Genomic DNA, 21,085 nt, shown 5'->3' with positions numbered 1-21,085 from the left:
CTGCACCACCAGTCGTCCGCCTTTATTATTCAAACAACCGAAGGACAACACCATGACAACACGCTCTCATCATGACAACGTCGAACAGCAGTTTGGTTCACAGGCCAGTGCGTACCTGACCAGCGCCGTCCATGCATCCGGACGCGATCTGCAACGCCTGGCCGAACGGCTGGCTGATTTCCCCCACGCCCATGTGCTGGATATGGGATGTGGTGCCGGGCATGCCAGCTTTGCCGCCGCGGGACAGGTAGCCAAAGTCACGGCGTATGATTTATCCAGCCAGATGCTGGAGGTGGTCACCCAGGCCGCTCAGGATAAAGGGTTGTCGAATGTCGTGACGCAGCAAGGCTATGCCGAAGCGCTGCCGTTTGCGGATGCCAGCTTTGAGGTGGTGATAAGCCGTTATTCTGCGCACCACTGGCATGACGTTGGTCAGGCGCTGCGCGAGGTAAAACGCGTCCTGAAGCCTGGCGGGGTGGTGATTATGATGGACGTCATGTCGCCTGGCCATCCGGTGCGTGACGTGTGGCTGCAAACCGTTGAAGCGCTGCGCGATACCTCTCACGTGCGTAACTATTCCAGCGGGGAGTGGCTGGCGCTGACCAATGATGCCGGGTTGGTGACCAATCACCTGCTGACCGACCGTTTGCCGCTGGAGTTCACGTCATGGGTGGCGCGTATGCGCACGCCGGTGCCGCTGGTGGACGCGATTCGTTTATATCAGGAGAGTGCGTCCGCAGAGGTAAAAGCCTATTTCGAGTTGCAGGAAGATGGCTCATTTACCAGCGATACGATCATGTTTGAGGCGCATAAAGCGGTATAAAACAAAAAAGGCACCGGGATCCGGTGCCTTTTTTTTCAATCAGCCGTATCAGGAATCAGGCCGGTTGCTGTTTTTCACAAACAGCGTCAGCTGATCGCCAGGCTTCAGATCGTCAGTGCCGTTATTCCAGCGCATCAGATCGCGTGTATTCACGCCGTGACGTTTTGCAATGCTCGACAACGAATCACCTTTGCGTACGCGATAGGTGATGCTATCGCTGTTGCTGGCAAGACGTTCAGCACTGCTGCCCGCGCCAACCACCAGATTCTGACCAACTTTCAGCCCAGAACCGCGTAGGTTGTTCCACTGCTGCAGATCTTTCGTCGAGACACCAAGACGAGATGCAATCCCGGACATGGTATCGCCTGAACGGACTTTATAGCTCCGACTGGTCAACGACGTGTTGTCCGCAAGCTCTGTGGGCTGTACGGCGGCAATATCACCTGATGCCAGAGATTCACGCAGCTGTTCGGCGTGCTTCTGCGGCACCATAACGTACTTTGGCCCGCTTGCGCCCAGCGTTGAACCTTTGACACCCGCGTTGAACGTTTTCAGCTTACCGACAGGCATACCCGCCATATCTGCCAGCTGGCTAATATCAACCGGACTGTCGAGGCGAACACGTGCCAACGCACGGCTTTCGTCTGCCGTCGGCAGCTTCACGCCATAACGCTTGCTGTTTTTGAGAATATCGCTCAAAGCCAGCATTTTTGGTACGTACACCTTGGTTTCTCGCGGCAATGGAAGCGACCAGAAATCGGTGGGTTTACCACGCGAACGGTTCGACTTCATTGCTTTCAGAACCCGACCTTCACCGCTGTTGTACGCCGCGACGGTTAATAGCCAGTCACCATCGAACATCTTGTTCAGACGCTGCATCATGTTCAGTGCCGCCGTAGTAGAAGCGACAACATCACGACGCGCATCATAGCTGCGGGTCTGTTTCAAACCATAATTGCGCCCGGTGCTCGGAATGATCTGCCAGATGCCTGCGGCATTGGCGCCAGACGTTGCGTGCGGGTCAAAAGCGCTCTCCACTATGGGTAGTAATACCAGTTCCATTGGCATGTTACGTTTCTTAACTTGCCCGGCTATCCAGTACATATACGGCTCTGCCCGTAAAGTTACATCGTGGAGATAGCTCTTATTACGTAAATACTTCTGTTTCTGTTCGCGAATCCGGGGATTTTCCGGAATTCCCATCTTTAGCTCGTCGCCTATCGAAGTCCACAGATCCTGGTCTTGCGCGTAGAAGGTTCCATCATCTAACCAGCGCGCTTGACTTGTGAACTTACCTGCTTCCCCTTGACTAGCCGCAGAAAGGCTCTGTGCGTGCTGTTGTACGTTACCATCCCGATTGGCCTGGCAACCTACAAGCAGGACAGAGGCGAGTAATATCGCTCGTGCCTTCATGTGTGTGGTCAATAGTTGCTTAAAAGACGAGCAAGAATAACGGCGAAGGCTACGAATGACAAGCGTTAAATATCAGAAGTTATCTTTCTTTGACCTTAACCATGCAAATCTCTGTACAGAGTGTTGCAAATTTGTTTCTTTTGAAATTTCTTTAATTAAATCATCATCATCTGTACGTAAAAATACATTTATACGTCGCTCATTTTTCAGAGTAACGGGGAGTGTTTTTTGTTTTTTTGCACGTAACTCATTAACTTTATGATAGTAATCATTTATGTCCACATCATGTGGCAGGACACTCAATGCAAACTTCATGTTTGCTAAAGTATACTCATGCGCGCAACAAATCAGTGTCTCTTCTGGAAGTGAGTTTATTATCGTAAGTGATTGATACATTTGCTCTGGCGTTCCTTCAAAGAGCCTGCCGCAACCGCCTGAAAACAAAGTGTCGCCACAAAACAGATAAGGTTCACTGTAGAAACAGACGTGTCCTAAAGTGTGACCTGGCGTGGAAAAAATAGAAAATTCGTGGCCCAGGATAGTCAGCCGATCGCCATCATTCACCAGCCGGGTTGTTCCTTTATCCAGGGTTTCTGCCGGTCCGTAAACCACTATCCCTGGGAAGGCATCGCGCAGCTGTTTGACGCCGCCAACATGATCGTGATGGTGGTGGGTCAGCAAAATGGCTTCCGGCTGCCAGTTATTTTCCGCGATGGCGGCCAGCACCGGTACCGCGTCGCCGGGGTCGACGATCAGGCAACGGCCGCTATCCTCACTAAGAACCCAGATGTAGTTGTCCTGAAATGCGGGAATGCTGATAAGATTCATTAATTACCTCTCAAAGCGAAGCGGAAGGTGGCGATGAAGCCGGCAAGGATACCTCAGACTGTCACAGCGCCAGAGCATTGGTCGAGTATGCCCTGGGGCGAGTACTATCGCGAATCGCTGGAACGGCAGATGAAACCGTGGCTGGCTAAATTATATGGCTTTCATTTACTTAAGATTGGCAATCTGAGCGCTGAAATCAACACGGAATCCTGCGCGATCTCTCATCAGGTTAATGTCTCCCTGCAGGGTAACCCGATGCAGGTGCAGGCCGATCCGCTCCATCTGCCCTTTGCTGAAAAGTCGGTGGATGCCTGCCTGCTGGCGCACACGCTGCCGTGGTGCAACGATCCGCACCGACTGTTGCGCGAAGCTGACCGGGTGCTGATTGATGATGGCTGGATGATTTTGACCGGTTTTAACCCCGTGAGCCTGATGGGGTTGCGCAAGGTGATGCCGGTATTACGTAAAGCCACGCCTTATAACAGCAGGATGTTCACGCTAACCCGCCAGCTGGACTGGCTGGCGTTGCTGAATTTTGAAGTGCTGCACTATGGTCGCTATCAGGTTCTGCCCTGGTCCCGGCACGGCGGCAAGCTGCTCAGCGCGCACCTGCCGGCGCTTGGCTGTTTGCAGCTCATTATTGCCCGTAAACGTACCATCCCGTTGACCTTAAACCCGATGAAATCAGGGAAGGCAAAAACCCAACTGCGCCAGACGGTCGGCGCCACGCGGCAGTGGCGTAACGGGCAGAATTAGCTCTCCGGCTGGTAGCCAACATCGCTCTGGGTTGGGCTGGATGCGGCTGCCCGCGCCAGCTCATCACAGCGCTCATTTTCCGGGTGTCCGGCGTGGCCTTTGACCCATTCCCAGCGGATTTGATGCTGGCCGAGCGCGGTATCCAGGCGTTTCCACAGATCGACATTCTTGACCGGTTTTTTGTCGGCGGTTTTCCAGCCGCGTTTTTTCCAGTTATGGATCCACTGGGTAATTCCCTGGCGCACGTACTGGCTGTCGGTACTGAGGATGACTTCGCACTGCTCTTTCAGCGCTTCGAGCGCGACAATCGCCGCCATCATCTCCATCCGGTTATTGGTGGTGAGGTGATAGCCCTGACTAAAAATTTTTTCCTTGCCGCGATAGCGTAAAATCGCACCATAACCGCCAGGTCCTGGATTTCCCAGGCATGAACCATCGGTGAAAATTTCTACCTGTTTAAGCATCTCTGGTAGACTTCCTGTAATTGATATCGATAGATAAACGGCAAGTCTGACATAAATGACCGATATGAGCACTGCAATTACACGACAGATTGTTCTCGATACTGAAACCACTGGTATGAACCAGATCGGTGCGCACTACGAGGGACACAAGATCATTGAGATCGGTGCGGTGGAGGTGATTAACCGCCGCCTCACCGGGAACAATTTCCATGTTTATCTGAAGCCGGACCGGCTGGTGGATCCGGAAGCCTTCGGCGTCCACGGGATCGCCGACGAATTCCTGATGGATAAACCGCTGTTTGCGGATGTGGCCGACGAGTTTATGGACTATATCCGCGGCGCGGAGCTGGTCATCCATAACGCATCGTTTGATATCGGCTTTATGGATTATGAATTCAGCAAGCTGAATCGCGGTATTGCGAAAACAAACACCTTCTGCAAAGTCACCGATAGCCTCGCGCTGGCGCGGAAAATGTTCCCCGGCAAGCGTAACAGCCTTGACGCGTTATGCTCCCGCTATGAAATAGACAACAGCAAGCGAACGCTGCACGGGGCATTACTCGATGCCCAGATCCTGGCCGACGTGTATCTGATGATGACCGGTGGTCAGACGACCATGGCATTTTCAATGGAAGGCGAGGGACAGCAGCAGGCCGGTGAAATGGGCATACAGCGGGTTGTCCGTGCGGCCAGTAAATTGCGCGTCGTTTATGCCACTGATGACGAGATCGTGAACCACGAATCCCGACTCGATCTGGTGCAGAAGAAAGGCGGAAGCTGCCTGTGGCGTGCCTGATGCGCAAGAAAATGCTGTAAAAATCATCTGTCGGGCGATTTTTGCAGCAACCGATTCAAAAGTGTAGAAAAAGCGTTGACGAGATTACGGGGAATCCGTAATATTCGCCTCGTTCCCAAGGGAACAGTAAGTGGAGCGGTAGTTCAGTCGGTTAGAATACCTGCCTGTCACGCAGGGGGTCGCGGGTTCGAGTCCCGTCCGTTCCGCCACTATTCAGAAAGCCTGAATCAGCAATGATTCAGGCTTTCGTCGTTTCAGTCCCTGGTATCTGAATTCATCAATCTCATTTCATATATTTCAACTGCTTACGAATGTGATGCTGCATCACCGCCAGCATACAGGCGCCGGACAGACCGATCATCAGCGCGCCGTTGACCGCCTCCAGCGGGCCCAGCAGTTTCCATCTGACACTCATGACCACATCGCCGTACCCCAGCGTCGCAAAATTAACGCCGGAGTGATACACCGCCTCCAGCAGCGTCGGAAACTCGCCCAGCCAGACAAACAAGACTCCCCACAGCAAAATTTGCAGCAGATTGCCCATCAAAATAATGATGATCGTCCCAAAGAGCGCCAGTACCCCGGCAAATAACCCCTCTTTGCGCTGAAACCGCTTGAGATAAAAGCGGATACACCACACGGAAACCAGCGATTGCAGAAGCATATTACACAGAATGACGGGCATGCCCGTCAGCAGCGGAAGCAACATATTACTCTCCAGGATGCGGTGCTGTTGAAGGGGAGGGCAGAGGACGCCAGCGTTCCAGGAGGGCGATACAGGCCCAGCCATACAGCGCGATGATGATATATAGTGCACAACGCATGGCGGCGGCGGTCCAGACATCCTTGCCGGAGGCGCTATCCTGGATCGCCGGGCCGAAGAGGATCAACGCGGTTATCCAGACGTTACTCCAGAAAGAGGGAGGAAAGCGGCTCACGGCCAGGCGTACCAGACGGCGAGCGACCCACAGACTTGCCAGCCCCAGCCAGAGGACCAGCATCAGCAGCGATGGCCAGAGGCTAAGGCCGAACCATAACCCCAGCGCGAGTAGTGCCCCCAGTAGCGTTGACAGCACCAGTTCTTTTCCCGATGCCTTTGTCTCAAGCGTCGTCGCCTGCTGTGCCAGCATGACGGTTTTCATCACCGCCGGGATATAAAACGTCGGGTGACTCAATGCCAGCAGCCACACCGGCAGCACAATTATCACCGCACGTAATGCTCTGGCGTGAACTGCGCTGACCGCCGGGGATGCCGGGGCGGGCGGAGCCGAATCAGGCTGTGGCAGCGGAGGGAATAGCGACACCGCCAGGCCATTAACCAGCGTCCCGGTGATAAAGCCGATCCCCAGCATCTGCGCCAGACCGATCGCCAGTGCCTGATCGACCAGCCCGGCGACAGGAATGATTGCGACCGCCACCACCAGCAGCATCGACAGCGTGGCCTTGCCGCTCAACCCTATGACCATAAGCTGATACAGCAGCAGCGCCGTGAGCAGGACGGCGGGCAAGGCATAATAGGTGAGTAGTGGCACCATCAGAACGCCGCCCACCATGGTGACGATCAGCGCACAGCCGATGACGATGCCCTTTTTCAGCGGCAATGGTTTCCCCTGGCACAGCATAATCCAGGCCATGATACAGCCGAGGTGCGGCATAGGTAGCGCGCTGGCGAAGCAGACCAGCGCCGCCACTGCGGTACCTCCGCCAATCCTCAGTACTGCGTGGTCTGCGTTATGCATGATTCACCTTAATAGAGCCAGGAGAACAGGCTCATTAGGCGGATATAAAGCGAGCCCAGAGCGTTGAGCAGCCAGCTGGTGCTGGTGTACACCACAATATCGGCCTGCCCGCCGACTCGCAGGCTGGTGGACGGGGGCATATCATTGCTGACAAAAGCAATCTTGACCGGAAAGCGTTGCGCCTGGCGGAGCCAGTCGCGGTTGTTCTCCACCGTGGGGAGCACGCCAGGCGGTTGGGTTTGTGAGGCATTGACGCCATAGCCGATGCTGACGATCTCCCCTTTGAAAAGCTGCCCTGGCATGCTGTCGAGCAGAATAGCCACCTCGTTGCCGGGCCGGATGTGTCCGAGATTATTTTCGGTCATGTCGGCGTTGATCCAGACATCATTGATGGCGATCAGCGTCATTACCGGGGCGCCGGCTCCCACAAACTGGCCGACTTCGCTGCGTAAATCGGTAATCAACCCGCCGCTGCCGGCGAGCACGGTGCTTTTTTTACGGTCCAGCTCGGCTTTACGCACCGTTGCGACGGCGCTTAACAGCTGCGAGTTATCATCTCCGGCAGCGCCAGCGGCTTCGATGGCCCGGCGTACGTCGGCAGCGGCGGCAGCCATCTGGCTGCGCGCGGTCTCCCGGGTGGCCTGGGCAATTTCGAGACGGCGTACGGAAATGGTGCCGGGGTCTTCGCGGTAGAGCCGCTCCTGGCGCTCGGCGTCTTTGGCAGCATTCTGATAAGCGGTGGTGGCGGCCTGCAGACCGGCCTCTGCCGCCACGACGCTTTGGTTACCGGCTTTCACCGAACTGAGCACCGTGGTGTAGTCCGAGCGCGCCCTCGCCAGGGCGATATCATAGGGCTCAGGGTCAATTTCAAATAACGGCTCACCTGCGCTAACCCGCTGATTGTCCCGAACATAAACCTTCTTGATCTGCCCGGTGACTTCTGCCGCCACCGGGATCACGAAGGCCTGGACCCTGGCCTGGGAGGTATAGGGCGTCAGCCTGTCGGTGACTAAATATCCGCACAAGAGCAACACAATCAGGATAACCAGGCTGATAGCCGTGCGACGGCTGGCCCGGCCTGCTGAAGAGGATGAGGTGTTCATGGCGAAAAACCTTCTGTAGGGGCGGTGGCGGAAGGAAGCGGGGTATCCAGCAGCGGCAACCAGTTTTCACGCTGGCGCAGGTGCGATTCAGTTTCGGCATCGACGAGTGGGCGCTCTCGCCCTTTTTCCCATCCGCCGCCCAGCGCTTTATACAGAGCGATCAGGTCACGCATCGCCGCGCCGCGGCTACTGACCAGGCGTTCTTGTTGGTTGAACAGCGCGCGCTGCGAATCGAGCACGCGCTGAAAATCGGCCATTCCCTCACGGTATTGCGTGTTGGCAATCGCCAGAGAGCGGCTGGCGGCGCTCCCCGTCTGGATCAGCAAGGCGATCTCATCTTTATCATTGGCGTAGGCAATGGCCGCATCATCGACCTCGCGGGCGGCCTGAAAGACGGTATCGCGATAGCGTTCGTGAAGCTGAAGAAAGCGGGCATCCTGCACCAGCACCTGATTGCCGAGCCTGCCGCGATCCAGCAGATTCCAACTGAAGGTCGGCCCGACCGCCCAGCTCAGCGTGCTATTGGCCTGCGTTTGCCCGCCGATCCCGACGCTGCCGATCAGTGAAATCGACGGGTAGAGCTCGCTTTCCGCGACGCCGATCAGCGCCGACTGGGCAGCCAGCTGACGCTCCGCGGCCCTGACATCGGGGCGACGACGCAGCAGATCGGCCGGAATTTCGGAGACTAAAGAGAGTTCTCCCTGCGGGATCTCGCCGGTCCGGGTTGCCATCTCAGGCAGCGGGCCCGGTTTACGTGCCAGTAGCGCGCCCAGGGCATTCTGGCTTTGCGCCAGAGCGGTTTCCAACTGGGGAAGGGTAGAGAGCGTCGAGAGGTATTGCGTTTTTGCCTGCTGGACGTCCAGTTCAGCGCTGTTGCCGCTGAGGAATAACCGTTCGGTGATCTGCAGACTGCGCTGCTGGATCTTCGCGTTGCTGCGGGTGATTTGCAGCCGGGCTTCCAGCATGCGGATATTGACGTACCACTGTGCCACCTGGGCGGCCATCAGCACCTGAATATCGTCGTATTGTGCGAGGGTGGCAAAATAGCTGGCGTCAGCGGACTCGACGCCGCGCTGAAACTTGCCCCAGAAGTCAATTTCCCACCCGAGGTTAACGCCGGCGCTGTAGCGACTTCCCGAGCGGTAATCGCCTGAGCGCTGCTGCCCGGTGCGAAGCAGATCGCCGCTGGCGATCGTCGCCTGCGGTCCCAGTAAACTCTCTGCGATACCCAGCTGCGCCCGGGATTCAAGCAGGCGCAAACCAGCGATTTTCACATCCGGGTTTTTGCGCAAGGCCTCGTTGATCAGCGCTGTCAGGGTTGGATCGTTGAGCTGAGTCCACCACTGGGCGTAATCGGCGTAGGTTGAGCGGGAGGTGACCCGCTGCGTCGCCGGTTGCCATTGCGTCAGCTCCGGTGTTTTCGGCGGATGATAGTCGGGCCCCAGCGTCGTGCATGCGCTGATGAGAAAGCAGGCGCCTCCGGTTAACAGGAGGCGCCTGGCATGGCCGTCACGGGGCATCTTTGTCGTCCGGTATGACGACGGTCTGGCTATCGGCAATCTGCCCGTCGTCGACCCAGGACATGAAGATACGGTAGCCAAGAGAGAGCAAGGTCGCGCCAATAAACATCCCGAGAATACCGCTGGCGGCCATTCCCCCTAAGGCGCCAAGCAGCACCACTGGCATCGGGGCATCCACGCCGCGCCCGAGCATCAGAGGCTTAAGCACGTTATCGGCCATCCCGGCAATAATCAGCAAAACGGTATAGACGATATCCATGACGGTGCCGTGATCGCCGAAGCTCCACATCAGAGCGATGGCCGGTGCCGTCACCAGAATCACCGGAATCTGGGCGATCCCGAGGATCAGCGCCAGCACAAAGAAGATCCCCACCGCCGGAATGCCCGCCACGATCATCAGCACGCCCACCAGCAGCGCCTGGATCAGCGCGACGCCGATGACGCCCTGGGCCACCGCGCGAATGGTGCTGGAGCACAATTTCACTAATGACTGGCCCTTTCTCTCATCCGTCAGGCGGATGGCAATGCGCCTGGCACTGTTCGCACCGGCAGCGCCCCACGCCATGATGATACCGGCCACGATAAACGAGAGAATAAAGCCCAGGATGCCTCCGCCCATGCTGGCAAGCACGCTGAGGATGCCTTTGGCGACGTCGCCGATTTGGGTGCGGTAGTTGCTAATCAGCCCCGGCAGATCGCTGGAGGCTTTCAACCACAGCGTACTTATTTTTTCCCCGACGATAGGTATGGTGGCGACTTTTTCAGGTGGTGGCGGAACGGCGAAGGATTGACCGCTAAGTTTATCGATCATCGTGCTGGCGCTCTCGACGAGGGAGCTAATCATCAGCACCGTTGGCGCGACGATCAGCACAATGCCGAGCAGCACAATGAGCGTCGAGGCCCAGCCCTGTTTCCCGCCCAGCTTCGCGGCAAAATACTGGTGCAGCGGATAGAGCGTGACCGCCAGGATCACCGCCCACAGCATCATATTAATAAACGGTGAAAATACGGTATAGCAGAAGGAGGCTAACGCCAGGATAAGTCCAAAGCGGATGAACATATCCATAAAACGGGCAACCAGTCTTTTTTCAACAATAAGCAGATTATTATTTTCCATAATGGTTTTTTCTCGCTGAGCATGCGCGCGCAACCGAGCCGGCCAGGGGGAAAACCGGACCAGGACGGAGATGGAATCATTTTAAAAAAAACTGAAAGTTATGAAAAAATGGGGCACGTTCTTGTTGAATTTTATCCACTTAATGAGTGTAGAACAGAAATAATCCGTCCAGAAAAATATTATTTATACCCGTCATACTTCAAGCTGCATAGGTGTTGGTCGCCCCCGTTATTTTTGACGACGGGGAAGAAAAATGCCGGGCAGGGGAGTGGTGATATGGCGGTTTCCCCCCGGCCAGCGGGGGGATGCGGGGGATCAGTTCAGGGTAAACGGATCCGCGTCCTGCCAGGCAGGAAATTTCTCGCGATACTCTTTCAGCGCCGTCAGTGACAGTTCGGCATCCAGGCGGGTGGCCTGATGGGGATCTGCGGTGGCCAGAATTTCACCCTGCGGGCTGATAATACGGCTATCACCACGGTAGTGGTGACCATTGCCATCCGTGCCGACGCGGTTGCAGCCTGCAACGTAGGCCTGATTCTCGATGGCACGAGCCACCAGCAGGGACTGCCAGTGCAGCGAGCGCGGGGCTGGCCAGTTGGCAACGTAGAGCGCTAAATCATAGTCGTTATGGTTACGCGACCATATCGGGAAACGCAGGTCATAACAGATCAGCGGCAGAATCCGCCAGCCGCGCCATTCAAACACCACCCGCTCGTTGCCCGCCTCATAATGATGATGCTCTTCGGCCATGCGGAACAGGTGACGTTTATCATAGAAGTGGAGGGTGCCGTCAGGGGTTACCAGCAGGAAACGGTTTACCGGGCCACGTTCGGTTTGCAGGGCGGCGCTACCGGCAATCAGGGCGTTGGTTTGCACCGCTTTGGCCTGCATCCAGTCAACCACCTCGTGTTGCGGCATCGACTGCTTTGCTGCCTCCATGGCAAATCCGGTGGTGAACATTTCCGGTAAAACAATGATGTCACGTCCGGTAATCTCTTCCAGCTGACGGTCGAAATGGCGCAGGTTGGCTGGACCATCCATCCATACCAACGGTTGTTGTAACAACGTAATTTTCAGGCCAGGCACAGTGGTGAACTCCATCATCATTAGGGCATCAGGGTAATTTTAACACCATATCAGTCTCGCGATATCTTGCGGAATTTTTTGTTAAAAAAATGAAAAAAGGCGGGGGAAATCCCCCGCCCTGGTGGTGCTCGTGATGTGGTTAGTGTCTTATTTTATGCTGCTTCAGTCTTACGGAACTTCTGTTGCTGCTTTACCGGCCTGGTGGCTAACTCCTCAGGGGCGAAATCGTCAACGTTAATGCTGCGCAGACGGCTGGTTTCCGCACGGGTCAGCGTGTTGGCTTCATCCTGATCGATTAACCCTTTGGCCAGCGCGTTGCGGGCCAGTTCATCGAGGCGCGTAAACGGCAGGTTTTTGCCCAGCTCTTTACAGATACGCTGATGAATCGGATCGGCGGCCATTACATCCAGCAGCGCGGCTTCCAGCAGACCAACCGGGTTGTCCTCGTCCGGCGTCAGGTACTGGCCACGACCGATGCGAGAACGGGTGGCGCTCGGTTCCTGCAGAATTTTTGCCACCTTATGGTCCAGCTTATCGGACGGGGCCTGATAGTGGCGACCGGTCGGGAAGATAGCGAGGCGCAGGGCACCGGCCACCAGACGATTCGGGAAGTTTTTCAGCAGTTCATCAATGGCTTGTTCTGCCTGATACAGTGCATCCTGAACGCCCCAATGAACCAGCGGGAGATCGGCTTCATTGCGCCCTTCATCGTCATAGCGTTTCAGCACCGCCGAGGCGAGATAGAGCTGGCTCAAAACATCACCCAGACGGGCAGAAATACGTTCGCGACGCTTCAGACTGCCGCCAAGTACCGCCATGGAGACGTCGGACAGCAGCGCCAGGTTGGCGCTCAGACGGTTCATGTGCTGGTAGTAACGACGCGTGGTATCGCGAGTCGGGGTGCTGCTGGTGCGCCCGCGGGTCAGCCCCAGCCAGAAACTACGGACTTTATTGCTACCGACATGGCCGATGTGCTTAAACAGCAGCTTGTCGAAAGCCGTCACGTCATTGTTCTGCGCGGCGGCCATTTCATCCAGCACATATGGATGGCAACGAATCGCCCCCTGGCCGAAGATCATCATGCTGCGGGTCAGAATGTTGGCCCCTTCCACGGTGATGGCGATCGGCGCCCCCTGATAGGCACGGGCCAGGAAGTTACCTTCGCCGAGCATGATGCCTTTCCCGCCGGTGATATCCATCGCGTCGATGATCGAGCGCTGTCCACGGTGGGTACAGTGATACTTCACGATAGCCGACAGCACCGCCGGTTTTTCGCCGAGCATAATGCCGTAGGTGATCAGGGACGCGGCGGCATCCATGACGTAGGCGTTACCGGCGATACGTGCCAGAGGCTCTTCAATACCTTCCATTTTACCGATGGAAATTTTGAACTGACGACGAATGTGGGCATAGGCCCCGGTCGCCATGGCGACGGATTTCAGCCCGCCGGTAGCATTCGACGGCAGGGTGATGCCGCGTCCTACGGACAGACATTCTACCAGCATCCGCCAGCCCTGACCGGCCATGGTCGGGCCGCCGATGATGTAATCGATAGGGACGAAAATGTCTTTACCCTGAGTCGGACCGTTCTGGAACGGGACGTTCAGCGGGAAGTGGCGACGGCCAATTTCAACGCCTGGCGTAGTGGTAGGGATCAGGGCGCAGGTGATGCCCAGCTCCTCTTCGCCGCCGAGCAGGCGGTCCGGGTCAGAAAGTTTAAACGCCAGCCCCAGCACGGTGGCGATAGGCGCGAGGGTGATGTAGCGTTTGTTCCAGCTCAGGCGCATACCCAGCACCTGCTCGCCGTGCCATTCGCCCATGCAGACCACGCCGGTATCCGGGATGGCGCCCGCATCAGAACCCGCTTCCGGGCTGGTGAGGGCAAAGCACGGAATTTCCTGACCACGTGCCAGACGCGGCAGATAGTGGTTTTTCTGCTCGTCGGTGCCGTAATGTTGCAGCAGTTCGCCCGGCCCTAAGGAGTTCGGTACGCCGACGGTAATCGCCAGAATGCCGGAAACGCCGGAGAGCTTTTGCAGCACGCGAGACTGAGCGTAAGCGGAGAACTCCAGGCCGCCGTACTCTTTTTTAATGATCATCGCAAAGAAGCGATGCTCTTTCAGATAGGCCCACAGCTCCGGCGGTAAGTCGGCCAGCTCGTGGGTGATTTCGAAGTCGTTTGCCATGCGGCAGGCTTCTTCGACCGGACCGTCGATGAACGCTTGCTCTTCAGCGGTCAGACGCGGCTGCGGATAGTTGTGCAGCTTCTGCCAGTCCGGCGTACCGCGGAACAGGTCGCCTTCCCACCAGGTGGTCCCGGCATCGATGGCTTCTTTCTCGGTCCGTGACATCGGCGGCATGACCTTGCGGAACGCCCGGAATGCCGGCGCCGAGAACAGTGATTTGCGCATTGGCGCAAAGTTAAACGGCAGCAGAATAATCGCCAGCGGCAACAGCAGCCAGATATTCCACAGGCCGGCAACGCTGAGCGCTGCGGTCCAGGCAAGCAAAATCGCACTGCTCAGCAGGAGATTGACCCGGTGGTAGAACAGCGCACCGAGCAGAACAACGGTTGCAACAATACTCAAAATCATCATAGAGAAATGCCTCTGTCTTGTAGGAGGTCTGACCACTTGTGATGATATGGTTGTAGTGGATGTGATTCTCTTTAGCAATGTGTTTACAAAATAATTACAACCTCGCTCACATTGTTGTTCGTAAAAGCGGCACGTAAAATCAAAAGCACGGTGGATTACGCTGCCTGCTGCTTCTCGCCTAGCCGGCTATCCGGTACACTGCCAGGGTTATTCCACTCATACTGAAGGATTATCCTCATGTACCAGGATCTTATTCGTAACGAACTGAACGAAGCAGCGGAAACGCTGGCTAACTTTCTGCAGGATGACGCTAATATCCACGCGATTCAGCGTGCAGCGGTACTGCTGGCAGATAGCTTTAAGGCCGGCGGTAAAGTCCTTTCCTGCGGTAACGGCGGTTCCCACTGCGATGCGATGCACTTTGCGGAAGAACTGACCGGGCGCTATCGTGAGAATCGCCCTGGCTACCCGGCGATTGCGATTTCAGACGTCAGCCACCTGTCCTGCGTCAGTAACGATTTTGGCTATGAGTACGTTTTCTCCCGCTACGTCGAGTCCGTGGGTCGCTCCGGCGATGTACTGCTGGGGATCTCCACTTCCGGTAACTCCGGCAACGTCATCAAGGCTATTGAAGCCGCCCGTGCGCAGGGGATGAAAGTCATCACCCTGACCGGTAAAGACGGTGGCAAAATGGCAGGGTCAGCCGATGTTGAAATCCGCGTGCCGCATTTTGGTTATGCCGATCGCATTCAGGAAATTCACATCAAAGTGATCCATATTCTGATCATGCTGATCGAAAAAGAGATGGTTAAAGCTTAAAAGGCGAGTGGGTTCGCCATGCTCTTGTGGGCAGTGCTGTTGGCCGCTAGCGGGCAACAAGCCTGGCCGCATCCAGATGGAAAGAACCCGCCCTTTTGTGTGTAAGCTGCGTGGTATGAGGTGATGTATGTGCGAATTGCTCGGGATGAGCGCGAATGTGCCCACAGATATTTGTTTTAGCTTTACCGGGCTGGTTCAGCGCGGTGGCGGAACCGGCCCGCATAAAGATGGCTGGGGTATCACCTTCTATGAAGGTAAAGGCTGTCGTACATTCAAAGATCCTCAGCCAAGCTTCCAGTCGCCCATCGCGAAGCTGGTACAAGACTATCCCATCAAATCATGCTCGGTGATTGCCCATATTCGCCAGGCAAACCGCGGTATTGTCGCGCTGGAAAATACCCATCCCTTTACCCGAGAACTGTGGGGTCGCAACTGGACCTATGCACATAACGGCCAGTTAGAAGGTTATGAATCCCTGGAAACGGGCAACCTTCAGCCGGTGGGGGAAACCGACAGCGAAAAAGCGTTTTGCTGGTTGCTGCACTGCCTCACGGAGCGTTATTCGGGGACGCCGGATGACATGGTTGAAGCGTTCGGTTACATCGCTACGCTGGCGGGAACGCTGCGGGAAAAAGGCGTATTCAATATGCTGCTGTCGGATGGGCGATACGTGATGGCGTTCTGCTCAACGAACCTGTACTGGATTACGCGACGCGCGCCGTTTGGTGTGGCCACGCTGCTGGATCAGGATGTGGAAATCGATTTTCAGCGAGAGACCACACCGAACGATGTGGTCTCTGTTATCGCGACTCAGCCACTGACCGGCAATGAGACCTGGAATAAAATCATGCCAGGCGAGTGGGCGTTATTTTGCCTGGGGGATCGTGTAGTTTGATGCCAGCTGCGGCTGGATAACTTCATGGCTAAGCGGTTTGCTCACCACGTAACGGCCATCCATCACCGAGATAACCGGTGGTTTGCGGGTTTGCTGGAAATAGTCGTAGCCTGGCTTCAGCTGTTTCCAGAAATCTGCAAAGTAAGAGTATTTATGGCGTTCCATATTGGCGTTGGTCATGCGGAAAGGATAAATACTGACCTGGACGTTTGACTGGCCAAACACTAATGCGCCGGTGACAAACTGGAAAATCTCATCAATACCGTCATCGGTCATGGCATAGCAACCCACCGATACACAGGCACCGTGAATCATCAGGTACTTGCCTTCATAACCATGCGCGCGATCGTAAGCGTTCGGGAAGCCGATATTAATCGCTTTATAGAACCGGCTATCCGGTTTGAGCTGGCCGCGTGTGATGTTGTAAAAACCCTCAGGACTTTTGAAATCACCCTGACGCTGCTTCGGCCCAAGACCACCGGAATAGTTACAGATTCGGTAGCTGTCGAGGAGTTGGTAGGTTTCACCCATTTTGACGTAAAGATCGAGCATGCGCTCTTCTTTGAAGATCTCGATGTAAACCGGGGAGCCCATCAATTGTTGCTTATATTCTTTGCTAACCGGCGTCGTCGAGCCACCATTACTGAGTAACCCAGCAAATGAAACGCACGGCAACAGAAGCATCGCAATAAACAATGCGATTTTGCGCATACTGCATGTTCCTTGATAAACCAAAAACAATATTGCCAGGACGGCAAGAGAGACCCGAAATCAGACTTGTCTGGATTTAGAGCGCTCACATTAGCATCACGGCAGTTTTTCGCAAGCGCAGCGTTGCTGCTTTTACAATTTAGTTCCCCTTTATAACTAATCCCGGATGAAAGCGCAGTCAGAACTTTGCGCAACAGGTCTCATTTTGTAGCTACGCTGCCACAGTTTATCTACAGCAGGTACGTATGAAATGTTACACTTCCCCCGCTTAATGATCAGGGTAAGAAAGGATGCTTCTCTCCCGTCTTGTGAATCGCCAGGACCACGCGTCTCCTTATTTCTCTGATTTCCCATCAATGTTGCTGGCCTCGGTCTGATACCGGGGTTTAGGTTACGGATACCTGCTAACGATATGATTAAAATCACGAAAGGGCTGACTTTGCCCATAGCTGGCATGCCATCACAGCAGATAACTTCTCAGGTTGCGGTTAAACGCGTCGCGCTGTTGGGTGAAGAGTATGTCGGCATGCGCCCCTCATTAGCTGTCCGTGAAGGTGACCGGGTGCAAAAAGGGCAGACGCTGTTCGAGGACAAAAAGAATCCCGGAGTCTGCTTTACCGCGCCAGCTGCTGGCGTGATTAGCGCCATCCATCGCGGCGAGCGCCGGGTTCTGCAATCCATTGTGATCGATGTTGACGGCGACGATGCTGTTCAGTTCCCCCGTTATGCGCCTGACGATCTTGCCGGGCTGTCGCGGGAAACGGTGCAGCAACAGCTGCTGACTTCCGGGATGTGGACTGCGCTGCGGACGCGTCCGTTCAGTAAAACCCCGGCACCGAACAGCGTTCCGGCGGCGATATTTGTTACCGCCATCGATACCAACCCGCTGGCCGCCGATCCTCAACCGATTATTTTCGCCCAGCGCGAAGCCTTCGACGCCGGCCTCACCCTGCTGGCGAGCCTGACGGACGGCAAAGTGCATGTTTGCCAGGCCAGCGGCGGCAAGCTTGGCGGCCACTGCTCGGGGCTGGTGACCTTTAACCAGTTCGCCGGGCCGCATCCGGCGGGGCTGGCGGGCACCCATATCCATTTCCTTGAGCCAGTCAGCCTGACAAAGCAGGTCTGGCACCTGAATTATCAGGATGCGATTGCCATCGGTCGGCTGTTCCTTGAAGGGGAGCTCTCCAGCGAGCGGGTGATTGCGCTTGGTGGCCCGCAGGTCAAAGAGCCGCGGCTGATAAAAACCTGCAGCGGCGTGAGCCTTGATGAACTGCTGGCAGGGGAGCTGCTCGACGGCGAGAACCGTGTTATTTCAGGCTCTGTTCTGAGCGGGACCCGCGCACAGGGGCCGCATGCGTTCCTTGGACGCTTCCATCTGCAGGTGAGCGTGGTCAAAGAGGGCCGAGAAAAAGAGCTGTTTGGCTGGGTGATGCCAGGCAAAGACAAATTCTCGATTACCCGCACCACGCTTGGCCATTTCCTCAAGCACAAGCTGTTCAACTTCTCGACCGATACCAACGGTGGCGAGCGCTCCATGGTGCCAATTGGCAACTATGAGCGAGTAATGCCGCTGGATATTCTGCCCACCATATTGCTGCGTGACCTGCTGGCGGGTGATACCGACAGTGCGCAGGCGTTGGGCTGCCTGGAGCTGGATGAAGAAGATCTGGCATTGTGCACTTACGTCTGCCCCGGCAAGTATGAATATGGCCCGGCGCTGCGAAGCGTGTTAACCCAGATTGAGCAGGAAGGATAAGTGATGGGCTTAAAGCAACTGATCGACAAAATTGAGCCGCACTTTACACATGGCGGTAAGCTGGAAAAATACTACCCGCTGTTCGAAGCGACGGCGACGCTGTTCTATACCCCGGGTCAGGTGACCCGAGGCGCGGCGCACGTCCGTGATGCCATCGACCTCAAGCGCATGATGATTCTGGTCTGGTTTGCGGTGTTCCCGGCCATGTTCTGGGGGATGTACAACGTCGGTCTGCAAACCATTCCGGCGCTGGACAAACTGTACGGCGCGGAACAGCTGCAGCAGGTTATCGCCGGCAACTGGCACTATAGCGTGGCCCAGTGGCTGGGGGTAAGCTTCAGCGCAGACGCGGGCTGGCTCAGCATGATGGCTCTGGGCGCGGTGTTCTTCTTCCCGGTCTATATCACGGTATTCCTGGTCGGTGGGTTCTGGGAAGTGCTGTTTGCTATCGTGCGTAAGCACGAGATCAACGAAGGCTTCTTCGTCACCTCGATTCTGTTCGCCCTGATTGTTCCGCCAACCTTGCCACTGTGGCAAGCGGCGCTGGGGATTACCTTCGGTGTTGTCATCGCCAAGGAGATTTTCGGCGGTACCGGGCGTAACTTCCTCAACCCGGCGCTGGCGGGACGTGCGTTCCTGTTCTTCGCCTATCCGGCGCAAATCTCCGGTGACCTGGTGTGGACCGCGGCGGATGGCTTCTCCGGTGCGACGCCGCTGTCCCAGTGGGCGAGCGGCGGCGGTGAGGCATTAGTGAATGTCACCAGCGGCCAACCCGTTAGCTGGATGGATGCCTTCCTGGGCAATATTCCCGGCTCTATCGGTGAAGTGTCGACGCTGATGATCCTGATCGGCGGGGCAATTATTATTTTCGGGCGCATCGCCTCCTGGCGCATTGTCGCCGGGGTCATGATTGGCATGATCGCCACGGCTACGCTGTTCAATTTCATTGGTTCGTCCACGAATCCGATGTTTTCCATGCCGTGGTACTGGCACCTGGTGCTGGGCGGTTTCGCCTTCGGCATGATGTTTATGGCGACAGACCCGGTGTCGGCGTCATTTACCGATAAAGGGAAATGGAGCTATGGCCTGCTGATCGGCGTGATGTGTGTGCTGATCCGCGTGGTCAACCCGGCCTATCCGGAAGGGATGATGCTGGCGATCCTCTTCGCCAACCTCTTTGCGCCGCTGTTTGATTACCTGGTGGTGCAGGCCAATATTAAGCGGAGGAAATCGCGTGGCTGAGAAAAAAAGTAACGATAGCATCGGCAAAACGCTGCTGGTGGTGCTGGTGCTTTGCCTGGTCTGCTCTATCGTGGTCGCCGGCTCTGCGGTTGGCCTGAAATCGCGTCAGCAGGAGCAGCGCGCGCTGGATAAACAACGCAACATTCTGGCGGTCTCCGGGTTGATGAAACCTGACATGACCCCGGATGAGGTGGCCGCCGTCTTTGCCGCCCGTATCTCCCCGCGGTTGGTGAATTTAACCACCGGCGAGCTGCTGGATCAGGACCCGGGTAAATTCAATCAGTCGCAGGCGCTGAAAGACCCGGAACAAAGTATCGCACTTGATGCCAGCCAGGATCCGGCTGGGATTAAGCGCCGCAGCAATCTGGCGGAAATTTACCTGGTACGCGATGAAAAGCAGCAGGTTCAGGAAGTGGTGCTCCCGGTCTACGGCAACGGTCTGTGGTCGATGATGTACGCTTTCGTTGCGATGGACACCGATGGCCGTACGGTTAAAGGCATCACTTATTACGATCAGGGCGAAACGCCGGGGCTCGGGGGCGAAGTCGAAAACCCGAACTGGCGCCAGCAGTTCGTCGGCAAGCAGGCGCTGGATGACAACGGTCACCCTGCGCTGAAAGTGGTGAAAGGTGGAGCGCGAGCGGGTGATATTCACGCCGTTGACGGGCTGTCCGGTGCGACGTTGACCTCAAATGGCGTGCAGCATAGCTTTGATTTCTGGATGGGCGAAATGGGTTTTGGCCCGTTCCTGAAAAAAGTTCGTGAGGGGGGGCTGAATAATGGCTGAACAGGGCGAAATGAAAGAGATGAAGCGGGTGCTGGTCGGGCCGCTCGTCGCGAATAACCCGATTGCATTGCAGGTGCTGGGCGTCTGTTCCGCACTGGCGGTGACCACTAAGCTTGAGACCGCATTTGTAATGACCATCGCGGTGACGCTGGTAACGGCGTTCTCCAGCATGTTTATCTCCATGATCCGTCACCATATTCCCAACAGCGTGCGCATCATTGTGCAGATGGCCATTATTGCCTCGCTGGTTATCGTGGTCGATCAGCTGCTGCGCGCATTTGCCTATGAGATCTCCAAACAGCTGTCGGTGTTTGTCGGGCTGATCATCACCAACTGTATCGTGATGGGGCGTGCGGAAGCCTATGCCATGAAGTCGCCACCGATGGCCAGCTTTATGGACGGTATCGGCAACGGCCTCGGTTATGGCGCGATCCTGATGATTGTTGGCTTCCTGCGCGAGCTTATCGGCAGCGGCAAGCTGTTTGGTATCACCGTGCTGGAAACGGTACAGAACGGGGGCTGGTATCAGCCAAACGGGCTGTTTTTGCTGGCGCCGAGCGCGTTTTTCATTATCGGTCTGCTGATCTGGGCGCTGCGTAGCTGGAAGCCTGAACAGCAGGAAAAGGAGTAACC

At 56.0% G+C, this 21,085-nt stretch carries 20 protein-coding genes and 1 tRNA gene; 10 read left to right on the top strand and 11 right to left on the bottom strand.

Annotation, left to right across the window (positions count from 1 at the left end; translation table 11 throughout):
* Positions 1–52: 52 nt before the first annotated feature.
* Positions 53–823, top strand: coding sequence for a class I SAM-dependent methyltransferase (locus ACMYSN_RS10245; protein WP_462497921.1), 771 nt, complete (start codon positions 53–55; stop codon positions 821–823).
* 48 nt (positions 824–871) lie between these two features.
* Here ACMYSN_RS10245 and mltD read toward each other — a convergent pair whose 3' ends face one another.
* Together mltD and gloB are read right to left on the bottom strand one after the other, a co-directional pair.
* Positions 872–2,236: a murein transglycosylase D gene (gene mltD / locus ACMYSN_RS10240; protein WP_462497920.1), complete on the bottom strand. Its 1,365-nt coding sequence runs from the start codon at positions 2,234–2,236 to the stop codon at positions 872–874.
* Between the two features lie 72 nt (positions 2,237–2,308).
* Positions 2,309–3,064, bottom strand: a complete 756-nt coding sequence (gloB, locus tag ACMYSN_RS10235; RefSeq protein ID WP_462497919.1) for a hydroxyacylglutathione hydrolase — start codon at positions 3,062–3,064, stop codon at positions 2,309–2,311.
* 33 nt (positions 3,065–3,097) lie between these two features.
* On the opposite strand from gloB, the gene ACMYSN_RS10230 reads away from it, so the two are divergent.
* The gene (locus ACMYSN_RS10230; protein ID WP_123755548.1) at positions 3,098–3,820 is read left to right on the top strand and encodes a class I SAM-dependent methyltransferase; all 723 of its coding nucleotides are present in this window, start codon (positions 3,098–3,100) and stop codon (positions 3,818–3,820) included.
* On the opposite strand, the gene rnhA is transcribed toward ACMYSN_RS10230, so the two are convergent.
* Positions 3,817–4,284 carry a ribonuclease HI gene (rnhA, locus tag ACMYSN_RS10225; RefSeq protein WP_123755549.1) on the bottom strand — a complete coding sequence of 156 codons (468 nt, stop codon included), beginning with the start codon at positions 4,282–4,284 and terminating at the stop codon, positions 3,817–3,819. The two genes, ACMYSN_RS10230 and rnhA, sit on opposite strands and share 4 nt — an antisense overlap.
* Positions 4,285–4,348: 64 nt before the next feature.
* On the opposite strand from rnhA, the gene dnaQ reads away from it, so the two are divergent.
* Entirely contained in the window at positions 4,349–5,080 is a 732-nt protein-coding gene (gene dnaQ, locus ACMYSN_RS10220) for a DNA polymerase III subunit epsilon (protein ID WP_195723679.1), read from the top strand.
* Positions 5,081–5,212: 132 nt separating this feature from the next.
* Positions 5,213–5,289 (top strand) — tRNA-Asp (locus ACMYSN_RS10215).
* A 74-nt stretch (positions 5,290–5,363) separates the two neighbouring features.
* On the opposite strand, the gene ACMYSN_RS10210 is transcribed toward ACMYSN_RS10215, so the two are convergent.
* The 7 genes from ACMYSN_RS10210 to fadE all read right to left on the bottom strand — a co-directional run bounded on the left by ACMYSN_RS10210 (position 5,364) and on the right by fadE (position 14,242).
* A complete protein-coding gene (locus tag ACMYSN_RS10210; RefSeq protein WP_123755551.1) occupies positions 5,364–5,789 on the bottom strand; it encodes an ion channel in 426 nt (141 codons plus the stop codon).
* 1 nt (position 5,790) lies between these two features.
* Positions 5,791–6,819: a DUF2955 domain-containing protein gene (locus ACMYSN_RS10205; RefSeq protein WP_462497918.1), complete on the bottom strand. Its 1,029-nt coding sequence runs from the start codon at positions 6,817–6,819 to the stop codon at positions 5,791–5,793.
* An 8-nt stretch (positions 6,820–6,827) separates the two neighbouring features.
* The gene (locus ACMYSN_RS10200) at positions 6,828–7,922 is read right to left on the bottom strand and encodes an HlyD family secretion protein (protein WP_462497917.1); all 1,095 of its coding nucleotides are present in this window, start codon (positions 7,920–7,922) and stop codon (positions 6,828–6,830) included.
* Positions 7,919–9,442 carry an outer membrane factor lipoprotein domain-containing protein gene (locus ACMYSN_RS10195; protein WP_462497916.1) on the bottom strand — a complete coding sequence of 508 codons (1,524 nt, stop codon included), beginning with the start codon at positions 9,440–9,442 and terminating at the stop codon, positions 7,919–7,921. The genes ACMYSN_RS10200 and ACMYSN_RS10195 overlap by 4 nt, the downstream gene beginning before the upstream one ends.
* A complete protein-coding gene (locus ACMYSN_RS10190; protein ID WP_462497915.1) occupies positions 9,432–10,559 on the bottom strand; it encodes an AI-2E family transporter in 1,128 nt (375 codons plus the stop codon). Before ACMYSN_RS10190 ends, ACMYSN_RS10195 begins: the two co-directional genes overlap by 11 nt.
* A 315-nt stretch (positions 10,560–10,874) precedes the next feature.
* Positions 10,875–11,645: a nitrilase family protein gene (locus tag ACMYSN_RS10185; protein ID WP_462498238.1), complete on the bottom strand. Its 771-nt coding sequence runs from the start codon at positions 11,643–11,645 to the stop codon at positions 10,875–10,877.
* A 152-nt stretch (positions 11,646–11,797) separates the two neighbouring features.
* On the bottom strand, positions 11,798–14,242 hold the full coding sequence (gene fadE, locus ACMYSN_RS10180; protein ID WP_462497914.1) for an acyl-CoA dehydrogenase: 2,445 nt from the start codon (positions 14,240–14,242) through the stop codon (positions 11,798–11,800).
* Positions 14,243–14,479: 237 nt separating this feature from the next.
* On the opposite strand from fadE, the gene lpcA reads away from it, so the two are divergent.
* Together lpcA and ACMYSN_RS10170 are read left to right on the top strand one after the other, a co-directional pair.
* Complete coding sequence (gene lpcA / locus ACMYSN_RS10175) at positions 14,480–15,061, top strand: D-sedoheptulose 7-phosphate isomerase (protein ID WP_123755557.1); 582 nt, start codon at positions 14,480–14,482, stop codon at positions 15,059–15,061.
* Between the two features lie 127 nt (positions 15,062–15,188).
* Positions 15,189–15,956 carry a class II glutamine amidotransferase gene (locus ACMYSN_RS10170; protein WP_462497913.1) on the top strand — a complete coding sequence of 256 codons (768 nt, stop codon included), beginning with the start codon at positions 15,189–15,191 and terminating at the stop codon, positions 15,954–15,956.
* Here ACMYSN_RS10170 and dpaA read toward each other — a convergent pair.
* Entirely contained in the window at positions 15,927–16,667 is a 741-nt protein-coding gene (gene dpaA / locus ACMYSN_RS10165) for a peptidoglycan meso-diaminopimelic acid protein amidase (RefSeq protein ID WP_462497912.1), read from the bottom strand. The genes ACMYSN_RS10170 and dpaA overlap by 30 nt on opposite strands.
* Positions 16,668–17,079: 412 nt before the next feature.
* Here dpaA and ACMYSN_RS10160 point away from each other — a divergent pair, with 412 nt between their 5' ends.
* From ACMYSN_RS10160 to ACMYSN_RS10145, 4 genes are read left to right on the top strand one after another with little or no spacing between them, the layout of a single operon-like run.
* Positions 17,080–18,423, top strand: coding sequence for an NADH:ubiquinone reductase (Na(+)-transporting) subunit A (locus ACMYSN_RS10160; protein WP_462497911.1), 1,344 nt, complete (start codon positions 17,080–17,082; stop codon positions 18,421–18,423).
* Between the two features lie 3 nt (positions 18,424–18,426).
* Positions 18,427–19,665 carry a Na+-translocating NADH-quinone reductase subunit B gene (locus tag ACMYSN_RS10155; protein WP_462497910.1) on the top strand — a complete coding sequence of 413 codons (1,239 nt, stop codon included), beginning with the start codon at positions 18,427–18,429 and terminating at the stop codon, positions 19,663–19,665.
* On the top strand, positions 19,658–20,452 hold the full coding sequence (locus tag ACMYSN_RS10150; RefSeq protein WP_462497909.1) for a Na+-translocating NADH-quinone reductase subunit C: 795 nt from the start codon (positions 19,658–19,660) through the stop codon (positions 20,450–20,452). The genes ACMYSN_RS10155 and ACMYSN_RS10150 overlap by 8 nt, the downstream gene beginning before the upstream one ends.
* Positions 20,445–21,083, top strand: a complete 639-nt coding sequence (locus ACMYSN_RS10145; protein ID WP_123755564.1) for an NADH:ubiquinone reductase (Na(+)-transporting) subunit D — start codon at positions 20,445–20,447, stop codon at positions 21,081–21,083. The genes ACMYSN_RS10150 and ACMYSN_RS10145 overlap by 8 nt, the downstream gene beginning before the upstream one ends.
* The last annotated feature ends 2 nt before the right edge of the window (positions 21,084–21,085 follow it).

Source organism: Klebsiella sp. R445, from assembly GCF_051131755.1.
In the GTDB taxonomy this organism is placed as follows: Bacteria; Pseudomonadota; Gammaproteobacteria; order Enterobacterales; family Enterobacteriaceae; genus Klebsiella; species Klebsiella lignicola.
Note: the sequence above shows the minus strand (reverse complement) of the source record. Positions and strands in the feature narration are given on the sequence as shown.